The organism is Thalassolituus pacificus (assembly GCF_025318105.1).
GTDB classification, from domain to species: domain Bacteria; phylum Pseudomonadota; class Gammaproteobacteria; order Pseudomonadales; family Oceanobacteraceae; genus Venatoribacter; species Venatoribacter pacificus.
The window spans coordinates 464,348-481,423 of record NZ_JAOANI010000014.1; the positions used below are offsets into that span (position 1 = coordinate 464,348).

The 17,076-nt window shown below is 54.2% G+C and carries 15 protein-coding genes; 8 read left to right on the plus strand and 7 right to left on the minus strand.

Features of this window, described 5'->3' with window-relative positions:
• Positions 1–153 precede the first annotated feature (153 nt).
• Positions 154–1,845: a sensor histidine kinase gene (locus NYR02_RS19520; protein ID WP_260975630.1), complete on the plus strand. Its 1,692-nt coding sequence runs from the start codon at positions 154–156 to the stop codon at positions 1,843–1,845.
• A 20-nt stretch (positions 1,846–1,865) separates the two neighbouring features.
• Here the strand turns inward: NYR02_RS19520 and NYR02_RS06910 are convergent, their stop codons facing one another.
• From NYR02_RS06910 to trmA, 3 genes are all read right to left on the minus strand, one after another.
• Entirely contained in the window at positions 1,866–2,501 is a 636-nt protein-coding gene (locus NYR02_RS06910) for a GNAT family N-acetyltransferase (RefSeq protein ID WP_260975631.1), read from the minus strand.
• Between the two features lie 172 nt (positions 2,502–2,673).
• Positions 2,674–4,062, minus strand: coding sequence for an ATP-dependent RNA helicase DbpA (dbpA, locus tag NYR02_RS06915; RefSeq protein WP_260975632.1), 1,389 nt, complete (start codon positions 4,060–4,062; stop codon positions 2,674–2,676).
• Complete coding sequence (gene trmA, locus NYR02_RS06920) at positions 4,059–5,222, minus strand: tRNA (uridine(54)-C5)-methyltransferase TrmA (protein WP_260975633.1); 1,164 nt, start codon at positions 5,220–5,222, stop codon at positions 4,059–4,061. The genes dbpA and trmA overlap by 4 nt, the downstream gene beginning before the upstream one ends.
• 269 nt (positions 5,223–5,491) lie before the next feature.
• On the opposite strand from trmA, the gene NYR02_RS06925 reads away from it, so the two are divergent.
• The 3 genes from NYR02_RS06925 to NYR02_RS06935 all read left to right on the plus strand — a co-directional run bounded on the left by NYR02_RS06925 (position 5,492) and on the right by NYR02_RS06935 (position 8,060).
• On the plus strand, positions 5,492–6,310 hold the full coding sequence (locus tag NYR02_RS06925; RefSeq protein WP_260975634.1) for a dienelactone hydrolase family protein: 819 nt from the start codon (positions 5,492–5,494) through the stop codon (positions 6,308–6,310).
• Between the two features lie 299 nt (positions 6,311–6,609).
• Complete coding sequence (locus NYR02_RS06930; RefSeq protein WP_260975635.1) at positions 6,610–7,503, plus strand: acyl-CoA thioesterase; 894 nt, start codon at positions 6,610–6,612, stop codon at positions 7,501–7,503.
• Positions 7,500–8,060: an acyl-CoA thioesterase gene (locus NYR02_RS06935; RefSeq protein WP_260975636.1), complete on the plus strand. Its 561-nt coding sequence runs from the start codon at positions 7,500–7,502 to the stop codon at positions 8,058–8,060. The genes NYR02_RS06930 and NYR02_RS06935 overlap by 4 nt, the downstream gene beginning before the upstream one ends.
• Positions 8,061–8,096: 36 nt before the next feature.
• Here the strand turns inward: NYR02_RS06935 and NYR02_RS06940 are convergent, their stop codons facing one another.
• The 4 genes from NYR02_RS06940 to xseA all read right to left on the minus strand — a co-directional run bounded on the left by NYR02_RS06940 (position 8,097) and on the right by xseA (position 11,892).
• Positions 8,097–9,308, minus strand: coding sequence for an HD-GYP domain-containing protein (locus tag NYR02_RS06940; protein WP_260975637.1), 1,212 nt, complete (start codon positions 9,306–9,308; stop codon positions 8,097–8,099).
• An 88-nt stretch (positions 9,309–9,396) separates the two neighbouring features.
• Positions 9,397–9,588 (minus strand): hypothetical protein, encoded by a 192-nt coding sequence (locus tag NYR02_RS06945; protein WP_260975638.1) that lies wholly within the window; start codon positions 9,586–9,588, stop codon positions 9,397–9,399.
• Positions 9,581–10,471 carry a M23 family metallopeptidase gene (locus NYR02_RS06950; RefSeq protein ID WP_260975639.1) on the minus strand — a complete coding sequence of 297 codons (891 nt, stop codon included), beginning with the start codon at positions 10,469–10,471 and terminating at the stop codon, positions 9,581–9,583. Before NYR02_RS06950 ends, NYR02_RS06945 begins: the two co-directional genes overlap by 8 nt.
• A 2-nt stretch (positions 10,472–10,473) precedes the next feature.
• Positions 10,474–11,892, minus strand: a complete 1,419-nt coding sequence (xseA, locus tag NYR02_RS06955; RefSeq protein WP_420864300.1) for an exodeoxyribonuclease VII large subunit — start codon at positions 11,890–11,892, stop codon at positions 10,474–10,476.
• 205 nt (positions 11,893–12,097) lie between these two features.
• On the opposite strand from xseA, the gene NYR02_RS06960 reads away from it, so the two are divergent.
• The 4 genes from NYR02_RS06960 to guaB all read left to right on the plus strand — a co-directional run bounded on the left by NYR02_RS06960 (position 12,098) and on the right by guaB (position 17,042).
• A complete protein-coding gene (locus NYR02_RS06960) occupies positions 12,098–12,571 on the plus strand; it encodes a DUF3015 family protein (RefSeq protein WP_260975641.1) in 474 nt (157 codons plus the stop codon).
• A gap of 126 nt (positions 12,572–12,697) precedes the next feature.
• The gene (locus tag NYR02_RS06965) at positions 12,698–14,551 is read left to right on the plus strand and encodes an Lnb N-terminal periplasmic domain-containing protein (RefSeq protein WP_260975642.1); all 1,854 of its coding nucleotides are present in this window, start codon (positions 12,698–12,700) and stop codon (positions 14,549–14,551) included.
• Positions 14,539–15,504: an alpha/beta hydrolase gene (locus NYR02_RS06970; protein WP_260975643.1), complete on the plus strand. Its 966-nt coding sequence runs from the start codon at positions 14,539–14,541 to the stop codon at positions 15,502–15,504. Before NYR02_RS06965 ends, NYR02_RS06970 begins: the two co-directional genes overlap by 13 nt.
• A 53-nt stretch (positions 15,505–15,557) precedes the next feature.
• Positions 15,558–17,042: an IMP dehydrogenase gene (gene guaB, locus NYR02_RS06975; protein WP_260975644.1), complete on the plus strand. Its 1,485-nt coding sequence runs from the start codon at positions 15,558–15,560 to the stop codon at positions 17,040–17,042.
• Positions 17,043–17,076: the final 34 nt, after the last annotated feature.

Genomic DNA, 17,076 nt, shown 5'->3' on the forward strand with positions numbered 1-17,076 from the left:
GTACGGCTTCTTTTGTTATTGCTGTTTATTGCCTTTGTTTCGGCGTCCGCTGTCAGTTATTTACTGCGGCAGTCATATATTCGCGATCTTAATGCGAAGCACGATTATATTATTACCTCGGCCTCCGCATACCTTAATCGCGAGTTGGGCGATGTGCGTAATATTGTTTCATTACTGTACCATGATCGTGATATTCACCAGGGGCTGAAAGCAGAAGAACCGATCAACACTGCTCTTCTGGCGCAACGATTCTCAGGGTTTGCCCAATCGTTGGATACTATTTTGCAGATCCGATGGCTGGATGCTCAGGGAAATGAGCGGGTTCGTGTGGACAGTAACGCCGATTCAGTACGCCAGTTGTCTCCCTCTGAATTGCAGAATAAAGCCGGCCGCTATTACTTTCGCGATGCGATGCAGGTAGAGCCTCCCGCAGTGTATTTTTCTGGACTGGATCTGAATGTTGAAAATAAAGCCATTGTCCGGCCGTATCAACCAACACTTCGTGCCGGTATCCGTACTGGTGTGAGCGACGGTAAACAGCCAGGTCTGTTGCTGATTAATTACGACTTTCGCCGTTTGCTGGAATCTCTGCATACCTTGTCAGTGGATCAATCAGCCTTATTTATTGCCGATGCGGATGGTTATTGGATATTGCACTCACAAACAGAACTGGAGTGGGGGCATGACCTCGGTCATAACGATTACACCCTGCGTTTACAGGATCCAGTATTGTGGCAACGCTTAACTGAAACGCCTGTTATCTCGGCAGAGATGTTTTCTGATCGGCTGGTCAGTGCACTGAAAATGAATCTGGGGCAATCATCCAATCAGGATGGCGCGACGCGGATTTATTTAATGGTACAGACCCGTGCAGAATTTATGTCAGCCATTAACTGGCAGTCGATATGGCCGGGGTTATTACTTGCTGCCGTTATCGTTCTGCTTGGTGGCCGTTTACTGCACCATGATTTATTACAGCAACATCAGCGTTACCTGCTTAACCGACAATTGCAACAGGAAAAAGAAGCGCTTGAAGTCACCAATGCAAAGCTTGATATCAGTTTGCAGGAACAACGTATTCTGCAGGATGAACTCGTTGAAACCCGTAAATTATCTGCGCTTGGAATGATGGTGGCCGGTGTTGCCCATGAGTTGAATACCCCGGTAGGCGGTGCATTAATGCTGGCGTCAACACTGGAGAATCATCTGGCAGAATTAACGAAGGCTGTTGATGCCGGGTTAAGTCGCCAGGCACTGACGGATTTTATCCGGCACAGTCAGGAAGGACTTAAATTACTGGATGAAAACCTGAAGCGGGCAAAAATGCGCGTTGAAAGTTTTAAACGTCTGGCAATCGATCGCGCCAGTGACGAAATTGTCGAATTTTATTTGCATCAGGTGTGTGATGATCTATTACGCTCTTTGCACGCCATGCTCAATCATTCCGGTGTGAACGTGGTTACCTATATTGCGGAGGATCTGAGACTTAGCGGATATCCCGGTATTATTTCGCAGATACTGCAAAACCTGATTGTAAACGCAGTGATACATGGTCTTGCAGACGTGACGGGTGGGCAGATAAAAGTGTGCGCTGAGGTTGATGAACAGAATCAGGTAATATTGCACGTAACCGATAATGGCTGTGGCGTCAGGGCGGATATTGCCGGCCGGTTGTTTGATCCGTTTGTGACCAGTGCCCGCGGTCAGGGCTCCACCGGTCTGGGCTTACATCTGGTCCATCAGTGGGTGACTCATCTGCTGCATGGCAGTATTCGTGCAGAAGAACCGACAGAAGGCGGATTATCGTTTGTGATCGTTTTTCCGCGCGAGATCAGTACGGATTAAGTCATCGTTGATTCAGGTTCTTATCGGTCGCGTTCAATGTTGATATCAGGGCCTGTTTCATCCGTGTTAACAGGCGCCTGGGGCGCTGACAGGTCTTTCTCCATCATTACCAGATTCAGATCATCCTGAATGGGTGTTCCAACGGGCAGATGTTTCGGAAAGGGTGCATGCGCTGAGGTTAACTGATAACCCCGGCGCTGATAATAGGCAATTAAATCTTCGCGTGGTGACAGTACCTGCATCTGCATAAGGGTGCAGTGAAACTGGTTGCGGGCAAACGCTTCTGCCAAGGATAGTAATTGCTTACCCAACCCCTGCGCCTGATACGATGGATGTACTGCAAAACTGCCGAATTCGCAGATACTCTGGGTATCAGGCGCTATTGATGAAAGCGCTTGTGTGCTTTTGAGAGTTAAAGAAAAGCAGGCAATGATGGCTGCATGATTCTTAATGCAGAAGAAATGCACATCCGGGCGATGGATAAAGGTGAGTAAATCGTTTGTTTGAATGCGCAGGCCAGAGACCAGACCCACTTCGGAGGTCCAGCCCTGTAATTCTGATTCAGTGCCGGCTTCGCCGCCACGGTAACAAAGATTAATCAGTTTACTGAGCGCCGGAACATCGGCATCGGTAGCTGGCTGGATAGCATTATTCATAAATGGTATTCATCGTCTGTTGTTAATAGGAACCGTTAAGAGGAACAGTTAAACAGAAATTGACCGGATTATAGCGGGTAAACATTGTATTGATACGCAGGGGAATGATGGCTGCCCTAAATAAAAACGGCTGCATCGGCAGCCGTTTTTATTGATCCGTCGTACGCCGTTATTATACCCGGCGTACTTTAATTGCCCGGCCTTTAATGCGGGTTTTCTGCAAATGGTTCAGGGCAGCTCTGGCCTGATCGCGCTGGACTGCCACATAGGCGGCATAATCCAACACCTCAATCTTACCAACGGCACTACCGGCAATACCACCGGGGGAGGTCAGGGCACCAAGAATATCACCGGGGCGCAGTTTATCTTTACGACCCGCCGCCAGACACAGGCTGACGTTAGCCGGTTTTTCAGCCTGCAACATGACATCGCTGAGCTCACTGATCGGCATTAACGGAATATTGCGGCCCTGTTGTTCGGCAATGGCGGCACGTTTGTAGTCTTCGCGTTCGGTGGCAATGGAAATCGCCAGACCTTCTTTACCGGCGCGGCCGGTACGGCCGATACGGTGTACATAGACTTCCGGGTCGCGCGGTAATTCGTAGTTAATCACCGCTGGCAGATCATCGACATCCAGACCACGGGCGGCAACATCGGTCGCCACCAGAAAGTTGGTGCTGTTCTGTTTGAACTGCACATAGACCTGATCGCGGTCACGCTGTTCCAGATCACCGTGCAGGGCGAGGGCAATAAAACCCATATCGCGCAGAATCTGGGTCACTTCTTCCGTCGCCTGTTTGGTATTACAGAACACCACGGCCTGCTGAATACCAAAGTGGCTCAATACCCGCGCCAGTGCCTGTTCTTTTTCATTGCGCTCGCAGATAACCACGTGCTGCTCAATGCTGCTGCTCTGATGCACCGCTTCCACTTTTACATTCAGCGGGTTGTGCTGAAATTCGGCACTCAGCTGGCCGATGTTTTCCGGGTAGGTAGCCGAAAACAGTAACGTCTGACGGTTGGCCGGGGTGTGCGCCACAATGTGGTGAATATCGTCGGTAAAGCCCATATCGAGCATACGGTCAGCTTCATCCAGCACCAGGGTTTGCACCTGATCGATTTTCAGCGTTTCTTTGCGCAGGTGGTCTTTAATCCGCCCCGGAGTACCAACAACGATGTGCGCGCCGTGTTCCAGCGAGCCAATTTGCGGGCCAATGGACATTCCGCCGCACAGCACGACCACTTTAATATTAGCCTGAAAGCGCGCCAGCTTACGGATCTCTTCCGCGACCTGAGTGCTCAGTTCACGGGTCGGGCACAGCACCAGCGCCTGTACGCCAAAAAAGCGCGGATTAATTTTGCTTAATAATGGCAAACCAAAAGCGGCGGTTTTGCCGCTGCCGGTTTTTGCCTGAGCAATAATGTCCTGCCCGGCCAGGGCGGCTGGCAGTGTCTGCTGCTGTACCGGCGTCATCTGGGTGTACCCCATGCGCTCAAGGTTTTCCAGCTGGCTGGCGGGCAGGTCTAACTGACTGAAGGCTGAAGATTCGGTGCTGTTCATTGAGGGTTTTTCCGGGTCAGGATCACACCGGTTTCGATGTGGTCGGTATAGGGGAACTGATCAAACAGGGCAAAGCCTTTGATCTCGTGGGTATTGCACAGCACCTGCAGGTTGTCGTGCAGCGTATTGGGGTTGCAGGAAATATAAATAATGTTGTCGTAGCCCTGCACCTGTTTGACCGATTCGTCGTCCAGACCGGCACGGGGTGGATCAACCAGTACAGTACGGAAATCATAGCTGCTTAAATCGACCCCGGACAAACGCTCGAAGGTACGTTCACCGCGCAGTGCCTGCACAAACTCTTCGCTGGATAAACGCGCAATCACCACGTTGTCGAGTTGGTTGTCGGCAATATTGACCTGGGCCGCCGCGACCGATGTTTTGGATATTTCGGTTGCCAGTACGCGACGAAAGGTATCGGCCAGCGCCATGGAGAAATTACCGTTACCGCAATACAGTTCCAGCAGGTCGGATGGCGGCTCGCTGCTGTTATCGCTGCTGTTCTCGCCGTTGTTATCACTATGGTTAATCTCGGCAGCGGCAGAACGGGCCCAGCTCAGCATCTGCTGATTCATCTCGCCATTCGGCTGGGTGAAGCCGCCTTCAATCTGGCGGTAGTGCAGGGTTTTGCCGTCCACCTGCAGGGCTTCGTTGACATAATCGCGCTCTAACACCAGTTTTTGTTTACGTGAGCGGCCCACAATCGGGAAACCCAGCCGTGCCTGCAGCGCTTCCGCTTCGGCGCGCCATTCATCCCCTAATGGCTTGTGATATATCAGCGTGATTAAGGCATCACCGCTTAAGGTGGTTAAAAACTCAACCTGGAACAGTTTGCGGCGCAGCAATTCGTTGGGCTGAATATCATCCAGCAGGCGAACCATCAGCTCGTTAATCAGGCGCGAGGCAATAGGAAACTCGGTCACTTCATACACTTTGCTTTTATCGCCCGGCTCAAACATGGCGTAAAAACAACGGTCGCCATCGTGCCACAGGCGGAATTCTGCGCGCAGGCGGAAGTGGCTCGGGGCGCTGGCGTGTACCTGCAATGACGGCGGATTAAAGTCGGCAAACAGATCACGCAGACGCTGTGCTTTTACCTCCAGCAGTTCGGCATAACGCTCGGGGTTTACATGGTGCTGGTAGGGGTCACGCTGTTGCATAGGTCGCCTGTGTGAAATCGGGTTGTGCGGAAGTCGTGTGCATCGGGCTTGTGCGCATAGAACGGCCTGCCTGTAGTGTCTGTTCCGACGCTACCGGCAATGAAATCCCATTGCAAAAAGGCCGCGTATTATACGGATTGCACAACATTGTGCATCTTTTAGCCGTCTTCTGTCGTGCCGCAGGCCAAAGCACAGCGCTGCTGAGCGACAGTTACACCGGCCGTGCATACACTGGAAGCCACAGGAATGATTAATTGAGGAGCAAGGGTATGAACTATCGCAGCATAAACCGCGCATTTCCGCGCTTGGCAAAGACAATCTGCACGCTGCTTGGATGCAGCGTGATCGCCGGGCAGGCGTTGGCAGCGCCGGCATCGAAAACGGTGGTCTATCAGTCCGGCGGCAAGGCCTATGAGGGTTATTGGCAACCGGCCGACCATTCGGCATCTCAGGCGGCGTTGGTTTTGCTGGTACATGACTGGGATGGTTTAACCGATTACGAGCGGCAGCGGGCGCAGATGCTCAGTACCGCCGGATATAACGTTTTTGCTGTCGATCTGTTCGGCCAGGGGATCAGACCCGAGCGCATTGAAGATCGCCGTCAACATACCGGTGAGTTGTATAAAGACCGTGCCAGGTTGCGCCGCTTAATGGAGGCCGGGCTTACAGCGGCACTGGCGCAGGTCGCGCAGCAGGGCGGAGATCCGCTTAACCGTGTGGTGATGGGCTATTGCTTTGGCGGTGCCGCCGTACTGGAGGCGGCGCGTTCCGGTATGGCGGCCCAGGGATTTGTAACATTTCATGGCGGTCTGCAAACCCCGGAAGGTCAGTCTTACAGCGCTACCCGTGCACCATTGCTGATTCTGCATGGCAGCGCTGACAGTGCGATTCCTATGAGCCAGTTTGCTCAGTTGGCGACTGAGCTGGAAGAGGCCGGTGTCAGCCATGAAATGATCACCTACAGTGGCGCGCCCCATGCGTTTACGGTATTTGGCGGAGCCAATTATCGTGCCGAGGCCGATCAGAAATCCTGGGCCCGGTTTATGGCGTTTTTGTCGGCGGTTCAACGTCAGCCTGTATCTGACTGAGGGTGGCATTTTTGGCCTTGTGGCGGGCTTGGTTGTCAGATGTGGCACTGGGCTGCGCTGCTGTGTTGTGAGATAAAGGCGCGGGTGAAAGATTGGTTTATCCAATCAGAGCTTCGTCAACAGGATGTCATCCCGGCCAATGTGCCGCAGTGGTGAATCCGTATTGTACAAAGTGTTTACACACAGAGATAAGCGGGTCAGGCCGAACAACAGCGCCGGCCAGCGATGATTTTAATAAGAAAATGGTGGCGTGAGTGCAGCAGCATCGGCCCGCGTCCGCCAGCCAGAGCAGGGTTTTTATGAGTAATGTATTGGCAGAATTGATTGAGCTGTTAAAGCTGGAAGCCATTGGCGTTAACCGCTTCCGTGGCCAGAGCCAGGATCTTGGCTTTCGTAATTTATTTGGCGGACAGGTGCTGGGGCAGAGTTTATCGGCAGCCATTCAGACGCTGACTGAGGGCGATTGGGCACCGCATTCCTTGCATGCTTACTTTCTGCGCCCCGGTACCGTGACCGACAGCGTCGAGTTTGAAGTGGAAGTGCTGCGCGACGGCCGTAGTTTTGCTACCCGTCAGGTAAAAGCCAGTCAGAACGGCAAGGCGATTCTGACCATGATGTGTTCCTTTCAGCATCCGGAAGCGGGCTTTGACCATCAGAATCCGATGCCGGACATCAAAGGCCCGGAGGGCATTCCGTCGCAGCTGGAACTGGCGCGCATGTTCCGCGATTACTTCCCGGAGCGGGTACGGGATATTTACACCGCCGACCAGCCGATTGAAATCCGTGTGCTCGATCCGGTGAATATTTTTGCGCCACAGAAAAAAGAGCCGGTGAAATACGCCTGGATGAAGGCCGATGCGCCCATGGGCGATGACCCGCATGTGCACGCCACCATGCTGGCCTATGCCTCCGACTTCAACCTGATTACCACCGCGCTGCACCCGCATGCGGTATCGGTCTCGCAGAAAGATATGCAGGTGGCCAGCCTCGATCACAGCGTCTGGTTCCACCGTCCGTTGCGTATGGATGAATGGCTGCTGTACGCCATCGACAGCCCGAATGCCGGTGGTGCGCGCGGCTTCTGCCGCGGTCAGCTGTTTAACCAACAGGGCGAACTGGTGGCTTCGGTGGCGCAGGAAGGTCTGATGCGCAAGATTGATCTGAACGCCAAATCCGGCGAAGGCAAAGCATGAGCCAGATGTTGCGTTCGGCCCTGATGTTTGCCCGCCGTCCCTGGGCTAAACCGGCAACCGCGCTGGATGTGTTTCACACCCGTTTCCGCGTCCTGCCCTGGGATTGTGACCTGAATCTGCATTTAACCAACACCCGTTACCCGGCCTGGCTGGATCTGGCGCGCACCGAGTTTTTTCTGCGCCTGGGCACCGGCCCGTTGTTTGTGCGCAAGGGCTGGCGCTCGGTATTGGCCAGCCAGACTTTAACCTTCGTACGTGAGATCAAACCGCTGGCGCTGGTGGATGTGGAAAGCCGGGTGCTGCACTGGGACCGTAAGTATTTCTATATGGAGCACCGTTTTCTGGTCGATGGCCGCTTACACGCCAAAGCGCTGGCCCGCATTGCGGTGCTGAAGGGGGGGCGGGTGCGTTCATTAGCGAGCATGCTGCAGGCTGTAGCGCGTCTGAAAAATGAGCCGGATGAACTGCAGGAAGCGCCACCGGCACCGCTGGAAGTGCTGGCTAAAATCGAACTGTTGGGCGCTAAGCGGCAGGCGGAAGAAGAGCGCGGCTTGTGACTCTGTGCGGTTTATGATGCCGCGTTAAACCGTCGCTCAGGCGATAAAATCGTTCAGGCGGATACCAAAGCGGGCCGGGTCTACGGCCTGCAGAATTTCGTCCTGAGTGGTTGGTTTGCTCAGGTCGATGATCTCAACCGGCAGGTAGCGCTGACTGCTGGTGCTATAAATAACCTTTACCAGCGGCAAGCGCTGATCGCTTTCTGAGGCTTCAATCACCACCGCCAGGCGCTGGCTTTTCAGTTTGACCAGTGAACCCACCGGGTAAATGCCCATCGAGCGGATAAAGCGGTGTACCAGGGTCTGGTCGAGGTGGGTGCCGCTCCATTCGAGCAGTTTTTTCAGCGCCATCGTCGGTGGCAAGCCTTTGTGGTAAACGCGGTCGGCGGTGATGGCGTCGTAGACATCGGCAATGGCGCACATCTTTCCTTCGCGGCAGATATCGCAGTCGTGCAGGCCTTCCGGGTAGCCGCTGCCATCAATGCGCTCGTGATGCTGGGCGGCGACTTTAATGGTCAGCTCGCTCACTCCGGGTGTCTTTTTTAACAGCTCGCGGCTGAACACCACATGGTTGCGCATAATGGCGAATTCATCGTCGCTCAGCTTGCCGGGTTTATGCAGCACTTCGTCGGGAATCATGACTTTACCGATATCATGCAACATGGCGCCGACGATGGTCTGGTGCATGGTCTCGCGGTCGATCTTCATGCTTTTGGCAAAAATTCCCATCAGTACCGCCAGGTTGATGGAATGTTCCAGCAGATAATTGTCTTTTTCGCGGATGCGGCCGAGGCAGGCGAGGGCGTTGTGATTACGCAGTACCGAATCGACCATACCATCGGCCAGACGGTCGAAGGCTTCTACATCGATGGCGCGGCCCAGCTTCACATCTTTCAGTACGTTGCTGACCAGACCTTTAGCCTGCGTATGAATTTTATTCGCCTTCAGCAGCTCTTCCTGCACACCGTTGCGGGCTTTGTGGTCGGGTTTCAGAGCGGCGGCTTTATCGAGTGCCGCTTGATTATTACGGTCGACCTCCGTGGCGGTCAGGGCATCGTCGCCGGCATCCAGGCCGCGAGCGGTATCAATATACACTTCGTGAATTCCGCGGCGGCGGATCTCATCGATAATGCTCTGATCAGGGATGCGGCCTTCTTTCTGGAAATTGTGGTGGGGAATCCAATCGCAGTTCAGATCTGAGACATACATGTCCGGTTTGAGCTGGTCGACAGAGATTTTTTTGATCATGACGGTCTTTCAGAAAAGGGGCTTATCTGAGTATAGACCTTCACCGTTGGCTGCCAGTTTTATCGGCTGCAGCGGCTTAAAACAGGATTTATTCTGCGCTTTCGGGCTGGTTATCGGCGGCTGTTTCGGCTTTTTTTTGCTCTTTTTCGAGCAGCGAGCGGGCGCCGCTGAAATCAAAACCGGTGTCGTCGTTCATGGCGTCCGGGTCGGGCCGGATACCGCAACCGCTGCCTTTTACCGGCAGCAGACCGGCGGTGCCGGGGTGTTTTTTATCACTCATGTGCAGCTCCTGTTTGTCTGGTGCCCGACAGCAGTTTGCCACTGCGCAGCGGTGACATCAGCAGCAAAGGGTTGATGCGGGCGTTGTTCAGGCTGACGGTCCAGTGCAGGTGTGGGCCGGTTGCACGGCCGGTGGCTCCGACCTTACCCAAAAGCGTGCCAGCACGGATTTCTTCGCCTTCCTGAACATTAATGGCGCTCATATGGCAGACCATGGTGACCAACCCCTGGCCGTGATCGATAAATACACTGTTACCGTTGAAGAAGAAATTACCGGTCAGCACGACTTTACCATCGGCCGGCGCCAGAATGGGGGTGCCGGTGGGTGCGGCAATGTCCAGTCCGCTGTGCGGATTACGCTGTTCGCCATTAAAAAAGCGCTTCAGGCCAAAGGCGCTGCTCATATCGCCACGAATGGGCCAGGCCATTGGCTGCCAGGGGCGGGGCGGACTGAAGCTGGTATAAACCGCCGCCATCTGGGCCTGTTCTTTGCGGATACGCGCCAGTTCTGCGGCGCTGGGGTTAACGTGTTTCTTTTTAACGGTCAGGTGCTGCTCAGGGTAAGGGTGATCATGCACTCCGAAGCGGATGTTGTTATTACCGGCTTTGATGCTCGCCTCTCCGGGCTTCTGACTGAGCGGAATACCGACCATGGCCAGCCAGGATTGCTGTTCGTCCGGGCGGATGACCATTACCGGCCGACCATTAAAACTGACCGCCGGTGGCTGGATGCCATCACCGACGGGAATCATCGTCAGACCGCCGGGAATACTCTGCTGTAACGGCAGGGGGCTTTCTGCGGGTATAGGAGTGGCACTCTGGATCGAACCGGCAGCGAACAGCGAGACAATAAACTGCATCATGCTGTGAAAGAGTTCGGCCATGCTTAATCCTCGCTGGTTTTCTTCCTGGGGGCTTTTCGTGTGCGGGTCTTTTTCACGCTGTCTGTCTGAGTTGCAGCATTGTCTGTATGTACGGCAACCACGTCTGATTCCAGCCAGCCGCTGTGCAGCCGACTGTGAATACGTGTGCCGACCGAGACGTCAGCGGTTTGCTGTACGACACGGCCATCGGCCTGCTGGGTAATAGAGTAGCCGCGGCCAAGAACGTTCAGCGGGCTCAGGCTGTTGAGCAGGTGAGCCTGAGTGGCCAACTGTTGCTGACGCTGATTCAGGCGTTGCTGAATCAGGCGGGTAAATTGTTTTTCCAGTAACGCGACCTGTTGCTGGCGTTCACGTAACAGGCGTTGCGGATGCTGATGCACCAGTGCCTGTTGCAGTTTTTGCAAGCGGTGATGACGCTGTTGCAGATTCTGTTGCTGCGCGCGCTGCAGGCGGATTTCCAGTTGATCCAGATGCTGGGCGCGGCTTTGCAGTAAGCGACCGGGAGCGCGCAGACGTTGCTGAATACGTAACAGCCGTTGCTGTTGTTGCTGTAATTGCCGTTGCATGGCGCGGTTCAGGCGCTGGCGTATTAACTGTATCTGACGCAGTTGCTGGCCTTGATCCGGACTGAGCAGTTCGGCAGCGGCGGATGGGGTTGGTGCTCTGGCATCGGCAACAAAGTCGGCGATGGTAAAGTCGACCTCATGACCGACGGCGCTGACAATCGGCAGGCGTGACTGATGAATCGCCCAGGCGACAGCTTCTTCGTTAAAGCACCATAAATCTTCGAGCGAACCACCACCGCGACCAATAATCAGCACATCGACATTGTTATCACGGTTGGCGCGCTCAATGGCCGCCACGATGTGCGCGGTGGCATCACGTCCCTGTACCGGCGTGGGATAGATATCGATTTCGATGGCAGGGCAGCGGCGGCGGAACACCGTGAGCATGTCGTGGATGGCGGCGCCGGTGGGGGAGGTGATAATACCGACCCGGCGTACCGACGGCAGCGGTTGTTTGTATTGCTCATCAAACAATCCGGCCATCGCCAGGCGGTCTTTTAACTGCTGGAAAGCCAGTAGCAGTGCACCTTCACCGGCGGGCTTCATGGCATCGACAATCAGCTGATAATCGCCACGGTTTTCGTACAGGCTGACCTTGGCGCGCAGCTCGACCTTGTCGCCTTCTTTCGGCATAAATTTCAGCAGGGCGGTACGCGAGCGGAACATGGCGCAACGCACCTGAGCGCCACTGTCTTTTAAGGTAAAGTACCAGTGCCCGGAAGACGGGCGTGACAAATTAGAAATTTCTCCTTCAACGCGCACGTTGGCAAAAGAAACTTCCAGTAATTGTTTGGCACGCTGGTTCAGCTGGCTGACGGTGAAAATATTGGTGGCTTGCACAAAAGTGAAAGATATCGGTTGTAAGATGTGTCGAGAGGTTGCCACGCTCAGACCGTATTGGCCAGAGATTTTCTTTTGTGTATCAAGGATGTGCGCGAGTTCACTATTGTGCTTATGTCGTTATTGATGACGTAGACAGAAGGTTTATAACGCGCTAGTGTTAACGGCTTCAGCGCAAGCTGAATCAAATTTGAAATAGGCTGACACAAGGATATAGCCCATGAAAAAGTTTATCGCAGGTGCAATTCTGGTTTCTTCTTCCACACTGGCTTTCGCTGGTAACGACCTGGCTGGTTGTGGTCTGGGTACTGCAGTTGTTTTCCCAGATGCTAACGAATGGCACGAGCACGTACTGGCTGCTACCACCAACGGTACTTCCGGTAACCAAACTTTCGGTATGACTTCCGGTACTCTGGGTTGTGAAGGCGCTAACGGCCCTCTGAAACTGGCTCAGGCATTCATGGAAGACAACATGGATCAACTGGCTCTGGACGCTGCTAAAGGTCAAGGCGAAACTCTGGCTGCTCTGGCTGAAGTGATCGGTGTTGACGCTCAGGATTCTGCTGCTTTCAACCGCACTATGCAGTCTAACTTCGACAGCATGTTCAACGCAGACGCTACTTCTGCTACTGCTTATGAAGCTATGACTTCTGCAATGGCACAAGACGCTGCTCTGCAGAAATACCTGGGTTAATTCCCGGTATTGATAAAAAAGCGCGCCCCGGCGCGCTTTTTTATTGTCTGAATTTTATGCATTAAATAAAGAAGGAGAGATAACGCTATGCGCTGGTCAGGGATACTGGGGCTTTGTGGATTTTTAATGGCTGCATCGTTCGCAGCGCGTGCCGGAACAACATCTCTGCCAGATGAGGGCGCATTGCAATCATTGGCTGAAAAACCACAATGGGCGCATTTGCTGCACTATCGACTTCACCCGCTTAAAGGGCGTTATCTGAGCCAGAATGACAGTCCGGAATTCTTTTTGGCCGAACATGGAAAAGAAGATCTTACGGCTGAATTAAAAGCCGATTTTATTGCTTTTTTACAAACCAATCAGGCGGATAATGAATCGGCGCAGTGTCAGTTTCCTGCGCGTTATCATTGGCTGAAACAACAATTACCGGACGTTGCATTTACCGATCAGCGCTGTCCGGAATTTGAAGAATGGCGCGACGAACTCGACGCTCATGCATTAACCCTTATTTTTCCAGCATCCCATATTAACTCGCCGTCATCGATGTATGGTCACACGCTGGTGCGTATGGACCGTGCCGACGATTCGCGCAGCAAATTGCTGGCTTATAGCGTGAATTTTGCCGCCAATGCCGACCCAACCGATAACGAATTAGTATTCAGCTATAAAGGGTTAACTGGCGGTTATCCCGGTGTGGTATCGGTGATGCCGTACTATGTAAAAACCAACGAATACCAGCATATGGAATATCGTGATGTGTGGGAGTACCGGCTGAATTTTACTGAAGCCGAAGTCGCGCAGTTTGTCCGTCATATCTGGGAAACCAAAGAAACCTATTACGATTATTTTTTCTTTGATGAAAACTGCTCATACCGTTTGCTGGCATTGCTCGATGCCAGCTCAGAACGCGCCGATTTAGCCGAGGCGTTTACATACAAAGCCGTGCCAGTCGATACCATCCGCGCGTTATGGCAAAACGACCTGGTGGAAAATACCGAGTACCGTCCGTCTGCGGCGACCGCTATGGAATTTAAAAGCACTCAGGTGAATGAAGAGGTGCTGGTTGCGGCGCAGGCGCTGGTTGATAGCGACGAGGATATCGAAAGCCTGATCGCCGGATTAAATGCACAGGATCAGGTGCGTGCACTGGAGCTCAGTCACGCTTATGCCCGTTATCTGGCAATCAAGAAAAAACAGGCCAATCCTGTGTTGCGTAAACGCACGCTGGCGCTGTTATCGGCACGGGCAAAACGTCCGGCCGAAGCTGATTTTACCGATACCCCCATGCCCGCTATCCGTGACGATCAGGGTCACCTGACTTCCCGCGCCGGTCTCTGGGGCGGGCAGGTCAGTGCATCTGGTGAGACTCAGGCCTATAGCGATCTGAGCTGGCGCATTGCCTATCACGATATTCTCGATCTGCCGCAGGGCTTTGTGCCTGGCTCACAGATTCAGATGGGGCAGTGGGATCTGCGCGTCTGGGAAGACGAAGGCGTTAAGCTGCAACGCTTTAAAGTGGTGGATGTGCTGTCGCTCAGTCATCAAACCTATTTTCAGCGTCCGGTAGCCTGGGCGGTAACCGCCGGTGCCGAGCGTTTTCTGGGTGCCGAGGCTGAGCTGCATGGCTATTTAAAAGTGGCCTTTGGCCGCGCTTATCAGACGGCGCTCGGACGCTGGTATGGCCTGGCCGAAACCCAGATGCTGGCGGATAACCAGTTTGATGATGGCTACCAGCTCAGCTTCGGCCCGCGTGTTGGCTGGTTGCTGCAGCACGAACAGGTGCAGGCGCAGCTTGAAGCCAACTGGCAACCACTGAACGTCGGCGACGATACCGTGCGCCGCAGTCTGCGCGCCGAAGCTGGCTATGCGCTGGGGCAGAATCTGCAGTTGCGGATAAAAGCCGAGCGTCAGCTGTTTTCCGCCGGCGCAGGCACGGCCGGTATCAGTGAAGTCTCTGCTGGTATGCAGTGGTATTTCTGATGGCGCGGGTGGTGCGGGTATTACGCAGACCCATCAGTCTGGCACCGGCACTGCTTATTGTGCTGATGCTGGGTGGTTGTACCGCCACCACCGGGCTGTTTTTTTATCCGCAGACGGTGTGGATTGCGACTCCCGCCGATGTGCCGCTGCCGTACGAAGACATTACCCTGACCGCCCATGACGGCACCCGCCTGCACAGTTGGTGGTTGCCGGCACAGGGGGAAGACAGCGGCATCATGGTGCTGTATCTGCACGGTAATGCCGAGAACATCAGCAGTCACAGCCGCAGCATTTATTGGTTGCCGCAACAGGGCGTAAGCGTGCTGGCGCTTGATTACCGGGGATTTGGCGCTTCCGAAGGGCAGGCGTTAATGCCCGATGTGCTGCAGGATATCGAAGCCGCCGCACAATGGCTGCGTACGCAACATCCGCAGAAACAGCTGGTGGTGTTAGGGCAGAGTATTGGTGCGGCGCTGGCCATCAATTTTGTTGCCCGTGCACAGGATGAATACCAGATTCAGGCGCTGGTGCTGGATGCTCCTTTTAGCGGCTTTGGTGCGGTGGCGCGCCATGCCATGAGCAGTAACCTTCTGGGCTGGCTGATCTGGCCATTTACCGTACTGGTGCCGGGCGACTGGGACCCGGTTGACCATGTGGCTGCAATTCATATTCCGACGCTGGTCATGCACAGCCCTGACGATGACGTGATTCCTTATCAACAGGGGCGTGAAGTTTTTGCCCGGTTGCAACAACAACGTCAACAACAACGTCAGCAACAACGTCAGCAACAGCGGCTATACCAACAACAGCATCAGGAGGGAGCCGAAACGCCGCCCCTATGCTGGCTGGACAGCCGCGGACCGCACATTGCCTCCTTTGCCTTTGCCGATTTACGCGCAGCAACCTTCAGTTTCCTGCAAACTCAACGCTGTCCGGCGTTTACCGCTCCCTGAGCTTTCGTTATAATGCTGCGCCTTTCCCATACCCTCGTTCTGGAAGGCACTTTATGTTGCGAATCGCTCAGGATGCACTCACCTTTGATGACGTGCTGCTGGTTCCCGGTTATTCCGAAGTTCTGCCCAATCAGGTTACCCTGAAAACCCGCCTGACCCGTGGCATTCAGCTCAACATCCCGCTGATCTCCGCCGCCATGGATACCGTAACCGAAGCCCGTCTGGCGATTGCCATCGCACAGGAAGGTGGTTTGGGGATCGTGCATAAAAACCTCACCATCGAAGAGCAGGCCGCGGAAGTCCGCAAGGTTAAAAAATTCGAAAGCGGTGTGGTTAAAGACCCGATTACCGTCCCCAGTACCACCACTATCCGCGAACTGCTGGAGCTGACTCAGCTGCACAATATCTCCGGTATGCCGGTGGTTGATGGCGACGACCTGGTCGGTATTGTGACCAGCCGTGACGTACGTTTCGAGAAAAACCTCGACGCTACCGTTGCCAGTGTGATGACCCCTAAAGATCAGCTGGTTACCGTGCCGGAAGGCACCAGCGAGCAGGAAGTTCAGAATCTGCTGCACATTAACCGCATCGAAAAAATTCTGGTACTGAATGCTGCAGGCAAACTGGCCGGTCTGATGACGGTAAAAGACATTGATAAAGCCCGCGCTTACCCGAACGCCGCCAAAGATGACCAGGGTCGTTTGCTGGTGGGCGCAGCCGTCGGTACCGGCGCTGGCACCGACGAGCGCGTGACCGCGCTGGTGAAAGCCGGTGTTGATGTGATTGTGGTCGATACCGCCCACGGCCATACCTCCAACGCCTTTGGTACCGGTGTTATTGACCGCGTACGCTGGGTAAAAGAACACTTCCCGCAGGTGCAGGTTGTAGGCGGCAACATCGCCACGGCCGAAGCCGCAATTGCGCTGGCAGAAGCCGGTGCCGACGGCGTAAAAGTCGGTATTGGTCCGGGTTCTATCTGCACCACCCGTATTGTTGCCGGTGTCGGTGTGCCACAGATTTCCGCCGTGGCTAACGTGGCTGCAGCGATGGAAAAATACGGCATCCCGGTGATTGCCGACGGTGGTATTCGTTTTTCCGGTGATATTTCCAAAGCCATTGCCGCCGGTGCCAGCGTGATTATGGTTGGCTCCATGCTGGCCGGTACCGACGAAGCACCGGGTGAAGTGGAACTGTTCCAGGGCCGTGCTTATAAGTCTTACCGTGGTATGGGCTCTCTGGGTGCGATGGATCAGTCGCAGGGTTCTTCCGACCGTTACTTCCAGGATAAAAAAGCCGGTGCCGATAAACTGGTACCTGAAGGTATCGAAGGCCGTATCGCCGTTAAAGGTCCGCTGACCAATATCGTGCATCAGCTGATGGGTGGCGTGCGTGCCTCCATGGGCTATACCGGTTGTGCCACCATCGATGAAATGCGTACCAAACCACAGTTTGTACGCATTACTGCCGCAGGGATGAAAGAGTCCCACGTGCACGATGTGCAGATTACCAAAGAAGCGCCAAATTACCGTCTGGGTTAACACCGACGGGCTTTGATTTTTCTGGGGATGCACT